The organism is Pseudomonas nabeulensis (genome assembly GCF_004682045.1).
GTDB lineage: Bacteria > Pseudomonadota > Gammaproteobacteria > Pseudomonadales > Pseudomonadaceae > Aquipseudomonas > Aquipseudomonas nabeulensis.
The window spans coordinates 101,000-117,934 of the sequence record NZ_QUZT01000007.1; the positions used below are offsets into that span (position 1 = coordinate 101,000).

The following is a 16,935-nucleotide window of genomic DNA, read 5'->3' on the forward strand; positions in this document are numbered from 1 at the left end:
TCAAACAAAAGTACGGTTTTCAGAGTCCACTTCGCTGGCCTGCCTCAAAATACGCGCTATCACCGAAATACAGGCAGCGAGAAAAAGAGCGACGAAGCTGGGCGCGGTAACACTCAAGGAGATCATTCGCTCGCCGGCCGGCGCGTTCATTGTGACCCACACACTCAGCAAAGGCTCACATAAAAAATCCAGTAAGACCCATAGGACAACCGCGCGTCCCACCTTCCCCAGATGCAGCGCCGCCGCACTGGAAAAATACTCTCCCCGGGCATAGCTCTGAAACAATCGCCGCAAGTGATTCAAGCCATTCGCCAACGCGACCAAGGGAATGCTGGAAAGCACGATGCTGCCCAACGTCTGCCACCAGGGGAACAAGGCAACCTGTTCGGCTCTGCCCTCGATTTGACGGTCACTCAAGGCAAATCCGAACCCAAGCCCGTCGGAAGAAGAACTCAACACCGGGAACAACCAGACAGCAGCGTTAAGCAATAGCATGGCGATGATCAGTGACAACGTGACAATCGACATGCGCTGGCTGTACAGGGCAAGACGTTGGGTATTCATGCAATGGCCTCACTTATTGAAAGTCGAAGCAAAATAGCCATTAAATTATCGTAAAACAATAATTAATCATTGCAAAACATTATAAAACCCCATTTATCTCAGCGCATCACGCACAGCCAAAGACGCACAATCGTTCAAGACCGCCACAGACAACCCCCTTCAGACTGGGTTAACGTATTTCCATCTCAATTTGTGACAAGCCACCATGGGCCATCCCACCTCGACACTCGATTGGATGCACCGCGCCCCGCACGCCAGCGGCATGGACCGCATTGAGGCGTACTTTGCCGGCTTCGCGTTCGACCCCCATCGCCATGACACCTACGCCATTGGCCGTACGTTGTTCGGCGTGCAGAGTTTTCATTATCGCGGCTGCATGACCCACAGCCTGCCCGGCACGACCATGGTGATTCACCCCGACGAGACCCATGACGGCCGCGCCAGCAGTGTGGAAGGCTTCCGGTATCGCATGATCTATGTGGAACCGGCGCTGATCCAGCAGATCCTCGGTGGCAAGCCGTTGCCGTTTATTCCCAATGGGCATACCAACGACCCGCGCCTGTTTCGCGCCAGCGAAGTATTGCTGCAGGGCCTGGATTGCCCGATAGATCCACTGCTGGAGCAAGATGCACTGTATGACGTGGCACAGGCCCTGAGCGAAGCCTCTGGGGTGATCACCACCCGTAAGAGCTTCGATTATGTTGCTGCCGAACGTGCGCGGGAGTTTATCCACAGCGCCCTGGGCCGCAGCATCACTCTGGATGAAATGGCCGACCATGCCGGTCGTGACCGCTGGGCGTTGTCGCGGGATTTTCGCTTGTTGTTCGGCACCAGCCCCTACCGCTACTTGACCATGCGCCGGCTGGACCTGGTGCGCAGCCTGCTGGCCCAGGGCGTCTCGTTGGTGGATGCGGCAATGACCGCCGGTTTCACCGACCAGAGCCATATGACCCGGCAGTTTCGCAGCACCTACGGCATGCCGCCGTCGCGGTGGGTGAAGATGCTCGGGCGCTAAGGTCTCAATTTGACAATGCAATCCAATGTGGGAGGGGCGGTGCGACGATTCGACTTGCCCCCGATAGCAGAATGTCAGCCAATAAACATGTAGCTGACCCACCGCCATCGGGGGCAAGCCCCCTCCCACATTTAGATTCATGGTGCTTTCAGCATCGGGGCCGCTGGCTTAAGCGCTGGCAAGGCTTACAACTGACGCCCGGTAATCGGCTCGCCGATGCTCAGGAAGTTGCCGCCCGCAATGTGGTGCAAGGTGCGCAATGGGTCGTGCCCTTCGAAGTGCCAATGCCCTTCGCTGAACACGCGCTCGTCGGCATAGGCCGCAACCACTTCGCCAAGGAACAGGTCGTAGGTGTCCTGATTGTGGGGCTCGGGCAGCAGGCGGCATTCGAGCCAGGCCACGCAACCTTCCAGCAACGGTGCTTCGGTGTGCTCGCCGGCGAAGGTGTGCAGGCCGTAGGTGGCGAATTTGTCCGTCTCGGCGCCACTGGTGTTACCGACTGTTTGCACCAGGTCGGCCTGGGCCACGCACGGCACTTGCAGCACGAAGGTGCCGGCGCCTTCCAGCAGTTGGCGGGTCCAGGTGGACTTGTCCAGCACCACCGCGACTTTGGGCGGTTCAAAGTCCAGCGGCATAGCCCAGGCGGCGGCCATGATATTGCGTCGGCCATCGTGCGCGGCGCTTACCAGCACGGTCGGGCCGTGGTTGAGCAAACGGTAAGCCTTGGACAGCGGAACGGGGCGACGATGGTTAGGGCTCATGGACAGTCAGCTCTTCAAGCGAGAAAAAACCTACGATACCTGAGCCCTACGCTCAGCTCGACAGTTGATTGGCGAACTGGCCAACGGCACTGACGACTTTTTGCGCGCCGTCCTGGATCTCCACGATCACCGTTCCCGCCTCCGCCGCCAGGGCCAGGCCTTGCTCGGCTTGCAGTCGACCGTCGGTCATCAGGGTGACCGCATCGCGGGCCATGTCCTGGTTCTGGCGCACCACGCCGACAATTTCCTCGGTGGCCTTGCTGGTGCGCGAGGCCAGTTGGCGAACTTCATCGGCCACCACGGCAAAACCCCTGCCCTGCTCGCCAGCACGGGCCGCTTCGATGGCCGCGTTGAGCGCCAGCAAGTTGGTCTGCTCGGCGATGCCGCTGATGGTTTTGACGATGCTGCCGATCACCTGGGATTGGTCGTTCAGCGCCTCGATGCCCTCGCCCGCCTGTTGCATGTGCTTGGCCAGGTCGCGCATCACATCCACCGCCTGGGTCACCACCGTGGTGCCGCGCTGGGCGCAGCTGTCGGTTTGCAGCGAGGTGCTGTAGGCGATGTTGGCCGCTTCGGCAACGGCCTGTTCCTGGTTGACCTGGTCGGTGATCACCGTGGCGAACTTGACCACTTTGTACAGGCGATCCGTGGCGTCCATGACCGGGTTGTAGGTCGCCTCCAGCCACACCACACGGCCACGGGCGTCGACGCGCTTGAAACGCGCCGCCACGAATTCACCTTTGTTCAGGCGCTTCCAGAAGTGCTCGTACTCGGCGCTGTTGTACTCCTGCGGTTCGCAGAACATCCGGTGATGTTTACCCTGGATCTGCGCCAGGCTGTAGCCCATACCGGCGAGAAAACGCTCGTTCGCCGTGAGCACATGCCCACCCAGGTCGAACTCGATCACCGCCGTGGAACGCACCAGCGCCGTGATCAGGTTTTCATGCTCGCGCGATGCCTCGATGGTGCGGGTGAGGTCGCTGGAGTAAATCGAGAAATGCTTGATGCGCCCATCGGAACTGCGCACCGGTTGCACGATGGAGCGCAGCCAGGCTTCCTGGCCGTTGCCGCGCATCAGGCGCACAGTGCCGGCGAAATGTTCACCGCGCACCAAGGCATTCTTGAAGCGCTGCTGGAACTCATCCTTGCGTACGTGGGCAGGCGTTAGGTCATCAATATGGCGCCCCAATAACTGCGGGCTCTGGTAGGCCAACTCCTGCAAGAAATTGGCATTGGCCCATTCCACCCGGCCTTCGGCATCCAGCGTCAGGCACAGCATTTCGCTTTCCAGGCTCTCCTTGACCTGTTGCAAGCTGGACAATTCTTCGCGAAGAGCCGACAGCTCCTGCTTCAAACGGGTGTTGAACATTGGGCACCGAGGGTCAAATGGAGAGAAGGATCTGACCTGCATCGGCCCTGCGAAGGTTTTCTGAAGAGCGTTTTGACCCAGTGCCCCACTCTTTTTTTGGATCCATTAACCGCCGTTGTTTCGGCATACCCCCATCACCTGGTATTCCAGGGTATTGAGCTTGCCGCTGGAGTCTTCGTAAGTCATGCGCGACGGCACTGGCTTACACGCCGGGATCGGTGGCGTCACGTTGACCACCTTGGCGATGTCCAGCTTCATGCCGTAGCGGTAGGCCTGGACCACAGGCGCAGGCTTTCCATTCCTGGCGGCATAGGTCGCCATGGCCTGCTGATTGCGCTCCATCATCAGGGCAAACGTCCGGTCCCCGCCGCCCTCGGCCAATGCACCGAATGACAAGCAGGCCGTTAATACACCCAGGGTCAGTTTGTAAAAGTTCATCACAGGTTCCTCGACTGAAAGTTCAGTGCCGAGGTTAACCAGCCAACCCTGACGCAATGTTCACCGGCAGATTACTTATTCGTTAGGTAGCGGCCTGCACCTGTCAGAACTGTAAGGTTGCCCTCACGTTGGCGTTACGTTGCGGTTTATACACTGCCCACCGTACACCTCATCTCTGGTGTTTTTGTGCAGCTCCTTTGGAACAGAGATGGATTTTTCAGCGCCCCGTCCGGGGCGTTTTTTTGCGCCCCCGCTTGAGCGACGAAACGTCGCACCCCCATGACCTGGCTTGACCCTGAAGTGACTTCAAGGCCCAGAGTTTTCCTACAGCCGATTCCAATTCTTTATGAGGCCATGCCTCTTTCTGCTCCTTTTGAAGGTAAATCCCATGCGTATCCTAGTGGTTGAGGACGAGCAAAAAACCGCCGCCTATTTGCAACAAGGCCTCAGTGAAAGCGGCTATGTGGTCGACTGCGCCGGCAACGGCATCGACGGTTTGCACCTGGCCACGCAACAGGCCTACGAGCTGGTGATCCTCGATGTGAACCTGCCCGGCCAGGATGGCTGGCAAGTGCTGGAAAACCTGCGCCGCAGCGGCACCCAACGGGTGATGATGCTCACTGCACGGGGCCGGCTGGATGACAAGATCAAGGGCCTGGACATGGGCGCCGATGATTACCTGGTCAAGCCGTTCGAGTTTCCCGAACTGCTCGCGCGGGTACGCACCCTGTTGCGGCGCAGTGAGCATATCCCGCAGCCGGAGGTGTTCCGGGTGTCGGATCTGGAGCTGGACCCGCGTCGCCATCGCGCCTATCGCGGCAGCCGGCGTATCGACCTGACCACCAAGGAATTCGCCCTGCTCCAGGTGTTGATGCGCCAGACCGGTGAGGTGATGACCCGCACGCAAATCATCTCCCTGGTGTGGGACATGAATTTCGACTGTGACACCAATGTGGTGGAAGTCTCCATCAGCCGCCTGCGGGCCAAGGTGGATGACCAGAGCGAGATCAAGTTGATCCACACCATTCGCGGCGTGGGCTACGTGCTGGAGGCACGTCCATGAAGACCAGCAGTTTGTCGATGCGCCTGGGGCTGACCGTCAGCCTGATGGGCGCGGGGCTGGTGGTGTTGCTGGCAACCCTGGCCTACCTGGCGCTGACCTTTGAGCTGGAAAAGCTCGCGCGCAAGGGCCTGGAAAGCAAGATGGAACAGATCCAGCACAGCCTGTCACAGGGCCTTGACGCCCGCGCCATTCGCGCGCGCCCGCATTCACTGATGGATCTGGTGATGGGCCATGACAACTTCTACCTGACCATCGTCGCCACCGCCCCCGATAACCGTGTGCTGCTCAGTGTCGGCGCCAAACCCCAGGAGCCCTTGCTCACCGACTATGCCCACCGGGAAACCCTGGGTTACCTCAACTGGGAAGACAGTGACGGCAACCAGGTGCTCAGCGCGTCCAGCCTGATGCGCCTGGCCAGCGGTGAACGTGTGCGGGTGTTGCTGTCCCTGGACCGCATGGACGATCAAGCGTTGCTCAGCGCCTACCTGCGGGCCACGGTGATTGCCTTGCCGATGCTGCTAATCCTGATCGGCATGGGCGCGTGGTGGCTGGTGCAGCGCGGATTGGCGCCGTTGAAGCAGTTCAGCCAGGTGGCGGCCAGAGTCACCACTCAAGACCTGACCCACCGTTTGGCCGTCGACAATCTACCCTTCGAACTGGGCGAACTGGCGCGGGGCTTCAACGTGATGCTCAAGCGCCTGGACGCGGGGGTGCAGCAGCTCTCGCAATTCTCCGACGACCTCGCCCACGAACTGCGCGCACCGTTGACCAACCTGATGGGCAAGGCCCAGGTGACGTTGTCGCGCCCGCGCCCGCCGGATGAATACAAGGCCGTGCTGGAGTCCAACACCGAAGAGCTGGAGCGCCTGGCACGCATCGTTTCCGACATGCTGTTTCTGGCCCAGGTCAGCCACCCGGCGGCGCGGGCTTCGTTCACCGCCGTGTCGCTGGCGGACGAAGCCCAGCGGGTGATGGAGCTGTTCGCCCTGAGTGCCGAAGACAAGCAATTGAGCCTGACCTTGAGCGGCGAGGCACAGGTTCAAGGCGACCGCCTGATGATCCAGCGCGCCCTCTCCAACCTGCTGTCCAACGCCATCCGCCACAGCCCGCAGGGCGCGCATATTTCGCTGTTGGTGGAAACCTACGACAACCACGCGTCGCTCTCGGTGAGCAACCCTGGCGCAGGCATCGAAGCGCAGCACTTGCCGCATCTGTTCGAGCGTTTCTACCGTGTCGACAGCAGCCGCGCCCGCACCGAAGGGGGTACGGGCCTGGGGCTGGCCATTGTGCAGTCGATCATGACCTTGCATTTGGGACAGGCCGAGGTCCGCAGCCTGCCTGGTGGGTTCACGTTGTTTCGGCTGGTGTTTCCCCATTAAGGGCGAGCACTGGACCTGTGGCGAGGGAGCTTGCTCCCGCTGGAGTGCGCAGCGCACCCAAAGAGCCGACTCAAGCTGCGCTGTCGAACGGGAGCAAGCTCCCTCGCCACAGCAAGCTCCCTCGCCACAGGATATTTTCATTCTTCCTGGCGATGTGCCCACTGATACAGCGCCGGCAGCACCAGCAAGGTCAGCAACGTCGAGGAAATAATCCCGCCGATCACCACCGTCGCCAGTGGCCGTTGCACTTCGGCGCCGGTGCCGGTGGCGAGCGCCATGGGGATAAACCCGAGGGAGGCTACCAGCGCCGTCATCAACACCGGGCGCAAGCGGGTCAGTGCGCCTTCGTTGATCGCTGCCACTAACGAACGGCCCTCTTCACGCAGGTTGCGGATAAACGCAATCATCACCAGCCCGTTGAGCACCGCCACGCCGGACAACGCAATAAAGCCCACCCCCGCCGAGATCGACAGCGGGATATCCCGCAACCACAGCGCCATGATCCCACCGGTCAACGCGAACGGAATCCCGGTGAATACCAACAGCCCATCCTTGAGGTTGTTGAACATCATGAATAACAACCCGAACACCAACAGCAAGGCCACCGGCACCACGATGCGCAAGCGTTCGGAGGCTTCTTTTAACTGTTCGAACTGGCCGCCCCAGGTGGTCCAGTAACCGGCCGGCACCTTCACTTGCGCAATGATCGCCGCCTCGGCCTCGTCCACGAACGAGCCGATATCACGTCCACGCACGTTGGCGCTGACGATCACCAGGCGCTTGCCGTTTTCACGGCTGATCTGGTTCGGGCCGAGCACCAGGTCGAGGCTGGCCACTTGCGACAAGGCGATAAAGCCCAACTGGCCAGACGCATTACCGGGCACCGGAATCAACAGGCGCGACAACCCGTCGATATCGGTACGCAACGCGTCGGACAAACGCACGACCATATCGAAACGCCGGTCGCCTTCGTACAGCGTACCGGCCTGCCTCCCACCTACGGCAACGGCAATGGTGTCCTGCACATCGCCCACATTCAGGCCAAAACGTGCGGCCTTGTCACGGTCGATATTGATGGTCAGCACCGGCAGGCCGGAGGTCTGTTCGACCTTCACTTCCGAGGCACCGTTGAGTTTTTGCAAGGTCTCGGCGATCTCGGCGGCGGTCTTGTTGAGCACCGCCATATCATCGCCAAACACCTTCACCGCCACATCGCTGCGCACCCCGGAAATCAACTCGTTGAAGCGCAGCTGGATCGGTTGCGACAGTTCGTACGCACTGCCCGGCACAAGCGCACTGGCACGCTGGATATCGGCGATCAGCGTCTCACGGGATTTGTTGGGATCGGGCCATTGGTCCTTCGGCTTGAGCATCACGTAGCTGTCGGAAATATTCGGCGGCATGGGGTCGGAGGCAATTTCCGCTGTGCCGGTACGGGCGAACACTCGCTGGATTTCCGGCACTTGGGCCATCAGGTTTTTTTCCAATTGCTGCTGCATCTGCACCGACTGCGTCAGGCTGGTGCCGGGCACCCGAAGGGCCTGCTGGGCGAAGTCGCCTTCACTGAGGCTGGGGATAAATTCACTGCCCATGCGGCTGGCGACCAACCCCGAGGCGGCGATGGTCAACACCGCCAAACCAAACACCAGCGGTCGGCGCGCCATCACCCAATCCAGCACCGGTGCGTAGGCCCGACGCGCCGTGCGCATCACTGCATTGTCTTCCTCCTTGACCTTGCCGGTGACGAACAGCGCAATCGCTGCCGGCACAAAGGTGACCGACAGGATCATCGCACCGAGCAAGGCGATGACCACGGTAAACGCCATCGGGTGGAACATCTTTCCAGCCACCCCAGTGAGGGCAAAGATCGGCAGGTACACCACCATGATGATCAGTTGCCCGAAGATCAGCGCCCGCCGCGCTTCCTTGGCCGCCGAGAACACTTCGTGCAGGCGCTCGCTGCGGGTCAACAATCGGCCATGACGCTGTTGCGCATGGGCCAGGCGCCGAATGGCGTTTTCGACGATCACCACCGCACCGTCGACGATAATGCCGAAGTCCAACGCGCCGAGGCTCATCAGGTTGGCGCTGACCTTGTTGGTGAACATGCCGGTAAAGGTGAACAGCATCGCCAGCGGAATCACCATCGCCGTGATCAACGCAGCGCGGATATTGCCGAGGAACAGGAACAACACCGCGACCACCAGCAGTGCGCCTTCGAAGAGGTTTTTCTTCACGGTGGCGATGGCTTTTTCCACCAGGTCGGTGCGGTCATACACCGTGACCGCCACCACACCCTCGGGTAATGAACGGTTGATTTCTTCAAGTTTTTTCGCCACGGCCTGGGACACGCTGCGGCTGTTTTCGCCAATCAACATGAACACGGTGCCCAGCACCACCTCGCGGCCATTTTCGGTGGCGGCGCCGGTACGCAGCTCGCGGCCGATCTCGACCTGTGCCACGTTGCGCACGCGAATCGGCGTGCCGTCCGAACTGGTGATGACGATATTGGCGATGTCGTCGATAGACGCCACCTGGCCCGGCGCGCGGATCAGCAACTGTTCGCCGCTGCGCTCGATATACCCGGCGCCGACGTTGGCGTTGTTGCGCTCAAGCGCGGTGACCAGATCATTCAAGGTCAGCTTGTAGGCCGCCAGCCGCTTGGGGTCGGGGGCAATCTGGTATTCCTTGGCGAAGCCACCGATGGTGTTGATTTCGGCCACGCCGGGCACGTTACGCAGTTGCGGCTTGATGATCCAGTCCTGGATCACCCGCAGATCGGTCGGCGTGTAGGACGTGCCATCGTCCTTGAGCGCGCCGTCCTCGGCCTCGACGGTCCACAGGAAAATTTCCCCCAGGCCAGTGGAGATCGGCCCCATCGCGGTTTCGATACCGACGGGCAATTGCTCGCGGGCAACTTGCAGGCGCTCGTTGACCAGTTGACGGGCGAAGAACAGGTCGGTGCCGTCCTTGAAAATCACCGTCACCTGGGACAAACCGGAGCGCGACAACGACCGAGTCTGCTGCAATCCCGGCAACCCGGCCATCGCGGTTTCAATGGGAAAGGTAATACGCTGCTCGGTTTCCAGCGGCGAAAACCCCGCCGCCGCCGAGTTGATCTGCACCTGCACATTGGTGATGTCAGGCACCGCGTCGATGGGCAACTTCTGATAGCTGGCGATGCCGATGCCGGCCATCAACAGCACCGCCAGCAGCACGACGATGCGCTGCTCGATGGCGAATTGGATAAGGCGCTCAAACATGGGGAATCACTCGCAGGATCAATGGGCGTGCTCGGCCGAGCCTTTGCCCAGTTCGGACTTGAGGATGAAGCTGCCAACCGTGGCCACCTGCGCGCCGGCGTCGAGGCCCTGGCGCACTTCGACGTAGCCGTCTTCGCTCGCGCCCAGTTCGAGGTGGCGCGTGACAAAACCGTGTTCGGTGCGCTCGAACACCGAGGGCTTGTCCTCGACGGTCTGGATCGCGGCCTGGGGCACGGTGACCTTGGCCTGGTAGGTGTCCGTGGCCAATTGCACGCTGACAAACAAGCCGGGGCGCCAGGCATCGTCGGGGTTGGGCACCGTCACGCGCACCGTGGCGGTACGCGTTTGCTCACCCAACAGGTTGCCGATGTAGGCCACGCGGCCATTCACTTCGGTGCCCATTTCGGTGGAACTGACTTTCACCGGTTTGCCGACGCGCACCTTGTTCAGGTCCTTGGGAAACACACCAAAGGTCACCCACACCTGGGACAGGTCCGAGAGGGTGAACGCGTTGCTGGTTTCGCTGACCACTTCTCCGACACCGAGGTGTTTTTCCACCACCACACCGGCGAATGGCGCACGCAGTTCGTAGCGATTGCCGCCAATCAACACAGCGCTACCGCTAAGGGCGCTCATCTTCTGACGTGCGTTGTTCAAGGCGATTTCAGCTTCTTGCAGGGTTTGGCGCGCCAGCAGGTAATCCTGCTCGGCGGAGATCTTGTCCTGCCACAACTGTCGCTCGCGCTGGAAGGTGGTGCGCGCCAGCTCGACCCGGCGCTCGCTGGCGGCCAACTCGCTGCGCTGGTCGGAAATCTGCTGGCTGGCGATCACGGCCAATAGCTCGCCTTTCTTCACCGCTTGACCGAGGTTGACCTGCACCGACTCCACCACACCGGCTGCGCGGGGCACGATGTGCGAGGTGCGGTCTTCGTCGAAGCGCACTTCTCCGGGTAGCGTGAGCAGTGTGCTGAGCGTGCGCGATTGAGCCTGGGCCAGTTGAATACCGGCGGCCTGGATCTGCTGTTCAGTAAGTTCGAGTTCGCCTTCTTCTTCCTCGGCCTTTGCAAAACCGGACAGCATCAGGCTCAGGGCGACGGCAAGCGCCACGCCGTGTCGTTTGTTCATGGGTCACTCCTGGAGAAATCAAAACCGGGCGAGGTCGCCGTAGATCCGTTCGATGCGCACCCAGGCGTCGGTGGCCTGGGCGGTCGCCGCGAGGTATTGGGTGCGCGCAGCGATCAAGGTGCGCTGGGCGTCGAGCACGTCGAGGAAGTTGAACTTGCCCATCTCGAAGCCACGGGTGGCGCTGTCCACTGCGTTTTGCGCGGCGGGCAGGATTTGCTGGTTGAACGCCAGCACTTCGGTATTGGCGGTCTGCCACAGGTCCAGCGCTTGGCGGGTTTCGGTACGCAGGCGCAGTTCGGCGGCATTGCGCAGGTCGCGGGCCTGGTCGGCGCGACGGCTGGCGGCAAACACGTTGCCCTGGTTGCGGTTGAACAGCGGGATCGGCATCGACACGCCCACCAAGTTCACCCGCTCGCGCACGCTGGCGTCGTATTGGCTGCCGATGGACACGTCGAGATCGGGAATACGCTGGGCTTTTTCCAGGCCGACGCTGGCTTCGCTTTGCAGGATTTGCAGTTCAGCCAGGCGCAGCTCGGCGGTTTGCTCAAGGCGCTCCAATAGTTGCGCCGCCGATGGCAGCGCTGGGGTGGACTGCCTGTGCGGGGCGACCGCCTGGAAGTCCGGCGTAGCGCTGCCGGTGCTGGCGGCCAGGCGGCGATAGGCATCGGTGAGGCCGATCTGTGCACGGTTCAATTCCAGGCGTATTTCCGAGAGCTGCACTTGGGCTCGAGTGGCTTCCACGGGTGAAGATTTGCCGGCACTTACACGACCATCGGCAACGGCCAGACCGCGCTCGGCCAAGGCCTGGGAGCGTTGTGCCAGATCGAGGCGCTCCTGCGCACGCAGCGCTGCGTAATAACTGTCGATCACTTCGGCGCGCAGCCCGTTGCGGCGTTGCTCCAGGGTTAGCGCGGCAGCCTCTTGGGTGCGTTCGGCCACGTCGATGCGTGCACCGCGTTTACCGCCCAGTTCGAATGTCTGGCTGAGTTTAATCGCGGTGGTGCGGGTATCGCGGCGCGTGTCCTCGGCATCCCAGGAGGCTACCGGGTTGGGTATCAACCCGGCTTGCTGTCGACCGCCCTGGGCAATGTCGATTTCCCATTGCGCAGCGGCCAGGTCGGGGTTGTTGGCCAATGCACGTTGCAAGGCGGAATCGAGGGTGAGGAGTTGTGCCTGGGCACCGCTGGCGGCCGCCCACAGCAACGCCGCGCCCAGAAGGTTTCTAACGGAAATTGGCATAACGAGAGTTCCACGCCCATGAAGTGCAAGCGGGGGGCAATGTAGCGTTCGCGACTTATCAGGGCGGTGGAGCGAAGATTACAAATCCGACAGCAATGGCTCTGCGACGGGCATTAGCGCCGATGACCGCTGATCGCACCAAAACAGCCCACGGGCACTTGGCCAGTGCGGGATCAGGTATGCTTTTCGAGCAGGAAACAAAAAGAAACAATTTCCCTAACCTGTTCGATAAGGAGTCCCCTCTTGGAGTTATCGACTGCCGCGTGGATGGTTCACGACACCCGTCTCATGTTTTGCGTGCTGCTGGCCATCGCCAGCATCATCGTGCTGATCAGCGCGACCAAGTTACCGCCGTTTCTGTCGATTTTGATTGGTACCTTTATCGCCGGTGTCGGCGCCGGGCTGCCACCGGAAGAAGTCGCCAAGGCCTTCAGCAAGGGTGCCGGAGCGATCCTCGGTGAAGCCGGCATTATCATCGCTCTGGGCGCGATGCTCGGTGCGTTGATGGCCGAGTCCGGCGCGGCCGACCGCATCGCCACGACGTTGCTCGGGTTGGGCAAGGGCAAGTCATTGCCGTGGGTAATGGCGCTGGTGGCGATGGTGATCGGCTTGCCGCTGTTCTTCGAGGTCGGCCTGGTGATGATGGTGCCGATCATCTTCGTGATGGCCAAGCGCTCGAACCAACCCCTGCTGAAAATCGCGATTCCCGCCTTGGCCGGCATGACCACCCTGCACGCCTTGATGCCACCCCATCCTGGGCCATTGATTGCGGTGGGCGCATTGCACGCCGACCTGGGCCTGACCATGTTGCTGGGCTTTTGCCTGGCGGTGCCGGCAGTGATACTGGCCGGCCCGATCTACGGCAACTGGCTGTCCAAGCGCCTGCACGTGGATGAACCGGCCGACATCGGCGCACTGTTCAGCGCACCGCCCAAGGCACCGCGCCAGCCGAGTTTTGCTGTGTCGTTGCTGATCATTTTGCTGCCGGTGATTTTGATGCTCGGCAGCACTTTGGCCAAGGTCGCCATGCCGCCGGAAAGTGCGGTGGCACTGACCTTGAAGTTCCTCGGTGAGCCGCTGATCGCCCTCGGCCTGGCCGTGATCGCTGCCGTGATCTGCCTGGGTTGGGCCGCCGGGATGCCACGTGCCGAGGTCGGCAATACATTGCGCAAAGCCCTCGCCCCCATCGCCGTGTTGCTGCTGACCATCGGCGCCGGCGGCGGGCTCAAGCAAACCCTGCTGGATGCAGGCGTGAGCCAGACCATCAGCAAATTCGCCGAAGGCGCGCACATGCCCTACCTGCTGCTGGCGTGGCTGATCGCCGTCGCCCTGCGCCAGGCCACTGGCTCGGCCACCGTCGCCACCACCACGACCGCCGGGATCCTCGCGCCGATGATGGCGGGGCTGGCGGCAACACAAAGTTCATTGGTGGCGCTGGCGATTGGCGCGGGGTCGGTGTTCTTTTGCCATGTGAACGACGCCGGCTTTTGGATGGTGCGTGAGTATTTTGGTTTGCAGTTGAAGCAGACGATCTGGGTGTGGTCGGTGTTGCAGACGATTGTTTCGGTCGTTGGGTTGGTGGGTACGTTGTTGCTTTGGCACTTCCTGACCTGAGGATGAAGCTTTGAGGGGAGGTTCACTTCCCCTCGTTTGCTCAATGATGCAAAACGAAGCGTGCATCAAGCTTGCCGAGCAGCTCGAAGGTGTTCATGTAAGGCACACCAAACAGCGAACACACATTGGGGATCGTGAATTTGCGTTTGATGTCGAGGTTATAGACCTCATGGGTAACCACTACAGCGCCCGTCGTCATCGCTTTGGCAATCAACCAAGGATCAGCGCCCTCAAGGAACTCCTCAAGCGCTCCGGCCTTCATCACAGGCACTTGCTCAGCAATCTTTGCAACGATATCTGCAAATGCCGCCTGAGTCGGCTGATCGTTAGCGTCTTCGAAAAGGTGCGTGTTGCCTTTCACCCACTGGGTCAGATCATCATTGCCTCGAGCCAACTCATCCCGGACCTGCACGATACTGGCAATCTCCAGCGCTTGATGCTGTTGAAGTATCCATGCCCAATAGCCTGGGCAAATTGTCATCCCGTAATAACGGTTCTTGGCCTCGATCAGCGTGTTCGAATCCAATAAATGCTTCATGCCGATAGCTTCATCCCATAAGCCTTCAACTTCGCAGGCTGCACACCGAGCAGTTTTCCTGCATCACGCAGCAGAATCCGGCCGCTCTGCGCTTCGGCCAAAACCGCCTTGCTCAAGCGCGTACTGTTTCTAACAGCAGCGGTGCGGTAGTAGTCCCCTCCACTGCCCTCTTTATCTCGATAGGCCTGCAAGATCCGGCGATAGTAGGCGCCGTACTGGTCACTGTTGATATAACCGAGGTCGCGGGCACGACGAGCTATCACTAATGCACTGACGTGAAAGAGCGCGGTCAAGGGCGCCAGGTTCTCTTCCCAGTACACTTCCGAACTCCAGTGCGCTCGAAAAACCAGCTCCGGAGCCAGAAACTCTCCCGCCACCGCATTGCAAAACGCTTCTTCCTGACGGGCACCTGGACTGCCGCCATCAGACACGCCCGTGCTGCCAATCCAGATATGCGCCAGCTCATGCATTAATGTGAAAAGCCGGGCTGCAGGTGCATCTGCACTGTTGATGAACACCACAGGGGCCATGGCGTTGCTGATGGCAAAGCCTCGAAATTCGCTGACATCGAGCTTGCGGTGGGTGTTTCCCAAGGCAACGCCGCTGCGCATCACGAGAATACCCGCGTCCTCCGCGCCACTCACCAATGCCCTTACGTAGTCCTCATGCCCCATGCGAGCAAAAGCATCCGTCACGCCGAGGACGCGACGGATATCTGCAACAACGTCTTTTATGGGCGAGCGGCTACTGAAACTTCCTACGAACGGGAGCGGAGATCGTTCGTGATCCTGCAAGTATTCCAAGTACCAGTCTTGCTTGCGGAGTACGTCCCTGACGGTGTCCATCAAGTTCAAGCTGGGTTTGTCAGGGAGCGCACCACCCACAGTACGCAGGTCTGGAAGTGGAAGATGGTCCTGTGGTGGCGTTTTGAGAAAGAGAAAACCAAAAGGGACATGCACAATGGCAGCCCATTTTTGCGCTTGGTTGAAGGTAGGCAGGCTGTGGCCGCCCTCCCACTCAGCAACCCTTTCCAACTTTACCGTCATGCCTTTAGCAACTTGTACCTCAGACAACCCTGCCCGCTGGCGGGACCAGGACAGGATTTGCGGGTTGATAAAGGCGGTCTGAGTCATTGAGTAAAAGTCGCTAATCAGAAGTGGACGTGACTATAGGAGTGAGAAACCTACCCGTCAATTGATGGCCCCTAGGCCCTATTTGTAACCGTGCCCAGTGTATGTCGCTTACCAAACAGCGCCACACTCACCACCCCCACCGCCCCCATCACCAGGCAATAGCCCACGCAAATCCACGGGCTGGTCGGCATCAACGCAATCAACAACAGCGGGGTGGTACTCGCCCACAGCGCATACGCAATGTTGTAGGTAAACGAAATCCCCGACACCCGCACCTGCGCCGGAAACAGACCGACCATCACCGACGGCACCGCGCCCACCACCCCGCAACTCAAACCCGCCACGGCATAGGCTGCGCCGAGCCAGATACCGCCGCTGATCAGGCTGGCATACAGGATCGCAATGCCCACTGGCAGTAGCAGGCTGTAGACCAGCACCGCGCGCCAGGCGCCGATGCGGTCCACCAACAGGCCGGCGAGGACGCAGCCGATGTTCAGGAACACGATGCCCAACGCGCTCAAGGCGAAGGTATGGCTGGGGCTCATGCCGAAGGTTTTTTGCATCATGGTCGGGGTGATGACGACGAGCACCACCACGGCAGAGGTGAGTACGCAGGTGAGGATCATCGCCGGTAGCAACACGGCGCGGTGGTCGCGCAATACGGTGCGCAATGGCAGTTCGGCAGCGGCCTGGCGGCGGGCCTGCATTTCGAGGAACACCGGGGTTTCGCTGAGCCAGCGGCGCAGCCAGACGCCGATCACGCCGAACACGCCGCCCAGCAGGAAGGGGAAGCGCCAGGCGTAGTCGAGGATCTCCGCAGGCGTAAAGATTTGCGCCAGCAGCGTGGCGGTGAGTGCGCCAAGCAGGTAGCCGAAGGTCAGCCCGGCCTGTAGGAAACCCAACGCATAACCGCGATGATTCCTCGGCGCGTGTTCAGCGACGAAGGTCCAGGCGCTGGGCACTTCGCCACCTACGGCGGCGCCTTGCAACACGCGCAGCACCAGCAGGATCAGTGGGGCGAAATAGCCGATTTGCGCGTAGGTCGGCATGATCCCGATCAGCAGGCAGGGCAAGGCCATCATCAGGATGCTCAGGCTGAACACGCGCTTGCGCCCCAGGTGATCGGCAAAGTGCGCCATCAGGATGCCGCCCAACGGACGCGCCAGGTAACCGGTGACGAAGATGCCAAAGCTTTGCAGCAGGCGCAGCCACTCGGGCATTTCCGGCGGAAAGAACAGTTGGCTGAGGGTCAGCGCAAAGAATACAAAGATGATGAAGTCGTAGATTTCCAGGGCACCGCCCAGGGCGGCCAGGCCCAGGGTTTTGTAGTCGGAGCGGGAAAAACGCTGCGCCTGTGGAGAAAAGGTGGCAGTCATGGTGAGGCTCGGCAGACAAACAAAATGGCGTGCAGGTTATGAGCTGAGACCATTGATG

At 60.7% G+C, this 16,935-nt stretch carries 14 protein-coding genes and 1 pseudogene; 4 read left to right on the forward strand and 11 right to left on the reverse strand.

All coding sequences use genetic code 11. From position 1 onward, the window contains the following. Positions 1-564 carry a DUF2975 domain-containing protein gene (locus DYL61_RS06190; RefSeq protein ID WP_135307631.1) on the reverse strand — a complete coding sequence of 188 codons (564 nt, stop codon included), beginning with the start codon at positions 562-564 and terminating at the stop codon, positions 1-3. A 205-nt stretch (positions 565-769) separates the two neighbouring features. On the opposite strand from DYL61_RS06190, the gene DYL61_RS06195 reads away from it, so the two are divergent. After that, entirely contained in the window at positions 770-1,579 is an 810-nt protein-coding gene (locus tag DYL61_RS06195; RefSeq protein ID WP_135307632.1) for an AraC family transcriptional regulator, read from the forward strand. 185 nt (positions 1,580-1,764) lie between these two features. Here the strand turns inward: DYL61_RS06195 and DYL61_RS06200 are convergent, their stop codons facing one another. The 4 genes and pseudogenes from DYL61_RS06200 to DYL61_RS06210 all read right to left on the reverse strand — a co-directional run bounded on the left by DYL61_RS06200 (position 1,765) and on the right by DYL61_RS06210 (position 4,147). Further along, on the reverse strand, positions 1,765-2,340 hold the full coding sequence (locus tag DYL61_RS06200; protein WP_135307633.1) for a flavin reductase family protein: 576 nt from the start codon (positions 2,338-2,340) through the stop codon (positions 1,765-1,767). 52 nt (positions 2,341-2,392) lie between these two features. Beyond that, complete coding sequence (locus DYL61_RS31840; RefSeq protein WP_374956545.1) at positions 2,393-2,824, reverse strand: methyl-accepting chemotaxis protein; 432 nt, start codon at positions 2,822-2,824, stop codon at positions 2,393-2,395. 108 nt (positions 2,825-2,932) lie between these two features. Beyond that, positions 2,933-3,751, reverse strand: a pseudogene (locus tag DYL61_RS31845) (PAS domain-containing protein); the annotation flags it as partial. A 63-nt stretch (positions 3,752-3,814) separates the two neighbouring features. Beyond that, complete coding sequence (locus DYL61_RS06210) at positions 3,815-4,147, reverse strand: DUF2790 domain-containing protein (RefSeq protein WP_135307635.1); 333 nt, start codon at positions 4,145-4,147, stop codon at positions 3,815-3,817. A 388-nt stretch (positions 4,148-4,535) separates the two neighbouring features. Between DYL61_RS06210 and DYL61_RS06215 the strand changes: the two genes are divergently transcribed. Further along, positions 4,536-5,210, forward strand: coding sequence for a heavy metal response regulator transcription factor (locus tag DYL61_RS06215; protein ID WP_135307636.1), 675 nt, complete (start codon positions 4,536-4,538; stop codon positions 5,208-5,210). Next, entirely contained in the window at positions 5,207-6,589 is a 1,383-nt protein-coding gene (locus DYL61_RS06220; RefSeq protein WP_135307637.1) for a heavy metal sensor histidine kinase, read from the forward strand. The genes DYL61_RS06215 and DYL61_RS06220 overlap by 4 nt, the downstream gene beginning before the upstream one ends. 137 nt (positions 6,590-6,726) lie before the next feature. Here the strand turns inward: DYL61_RS06220 and DYL61_RS06225 are convergent, their stop codons facing one another. Genes DYL61_RS06225 through DYL61_RS06235 form a run of 3 tightly spaced genes read right to left on the reverse strand, consistent with a single transcriptional unit; the run spans position 6,727 to position 12,216 of the window. Beyond that, positions 6,727-9,852 carry a CusA/CzcA family heavy metal efflux RND transporter gene (locus DYL61_RS06225; RefSeq protein ID WP_135307638.1) on the reverse strand — a complete coding sequence of 1,042 codons (3,126 nt, stop codon included), beginning with the start codon at positions 9,850-9,852 and terminating at the stop codon, positions 6,727-6,729. Between the two features lie 18 nt (positions 9,853-9,870). Beyond that, positions 9,871-10,977 carry an efflux RND transporter periplasmic adaptor subunit gene (locus DYL61_RS06230; protein WP_135307639.1) on the reverse strand — a complete coding sequence of 369 codons (1,107 nt, stop codon included), beginning with the start codon at positions 10,975-10,977 and terminating at the stop codon, positions 9,871-9,873. An 18-nt stretch (positions 10,978-10,995) separates the two neighbouring features. Continuing rightward, complete coding sequence (locus tag DYL61_RS06235) at positions 10,996-12,216, reverse strand: TolC family protein (RefSeq protein WP_135307640.1); 1,221 nt, start codon at positions 12,214-12,216, stop codon at positions 10,996-10,998. A 243-nt stretch (positions 12,217-12,459) separates the two neighbouring features. Here DYL61_RS06235 and DYL61_RS06240 point away from each other — a divergent pair, with 243 nt between their 5' ends. Then, complete coding sequence (locus DYL61_RS06240) at positions 12,460-13,830, forward strand: GntT/GntP/DsdX family permease (protein WP_105697518.1); 1,371 nt, start codon at positions 12,460-12,462, stop codon at positions 13,828-13,830. A 40-nt stretch (positions 13,831-13,870) separates the two neighbouring features. Here DYL61_RS06240 and DYL61_RS06245 read toward each other — a convergent pair whose 3' ends face one another. From DYL61_RS06245 to DYL61_RS06255, 3 genes are all read right to left on the reverse strand, one after another. Further along, positions 13,871-14,368 carry a DUF4411 family protein gene (locus tag DYL61_RS06245; RefSeq protein ID WP_105697519.1) on the reverse strand — a complete coding sequence of 166 codons (498 nt, stop codon included), beginning with the start codon at positions 14,366-14,368 and terminating at the stop codon, positions 13,871-13,873. Continuing rightward, positions 14,365-15,501, reverse strand: coding sequence for an XRE family transcriptional regulator (locus DYL61_RS06250; RefSeq protein WP_135307641.1), 1,137 nt, complete (start codon positions 15,499-15,501; stop codon positions 14,365-14,367). The genes DYL61_RS06245 and DYL61_RS06250 overlap by 4 nt, the downstream gene beginning before the upstream one ends. A 71-nt stretch (positions 15,502-15,572) precedes the next feature. After that, the gene (locus tag DYL61_RS06255; protein WP_135307642.1) at positions 15,573-16,877 is read right to left on the reverse strand and encodes an MFS transporter; all 1,305 of its coding nucleotides are present in this window, start codon (positions 16,875-16,877) and stop codon (positions 15,573-15,575) included. Positions 16,878-16,935: the final 58 nt, after the last annotated feature.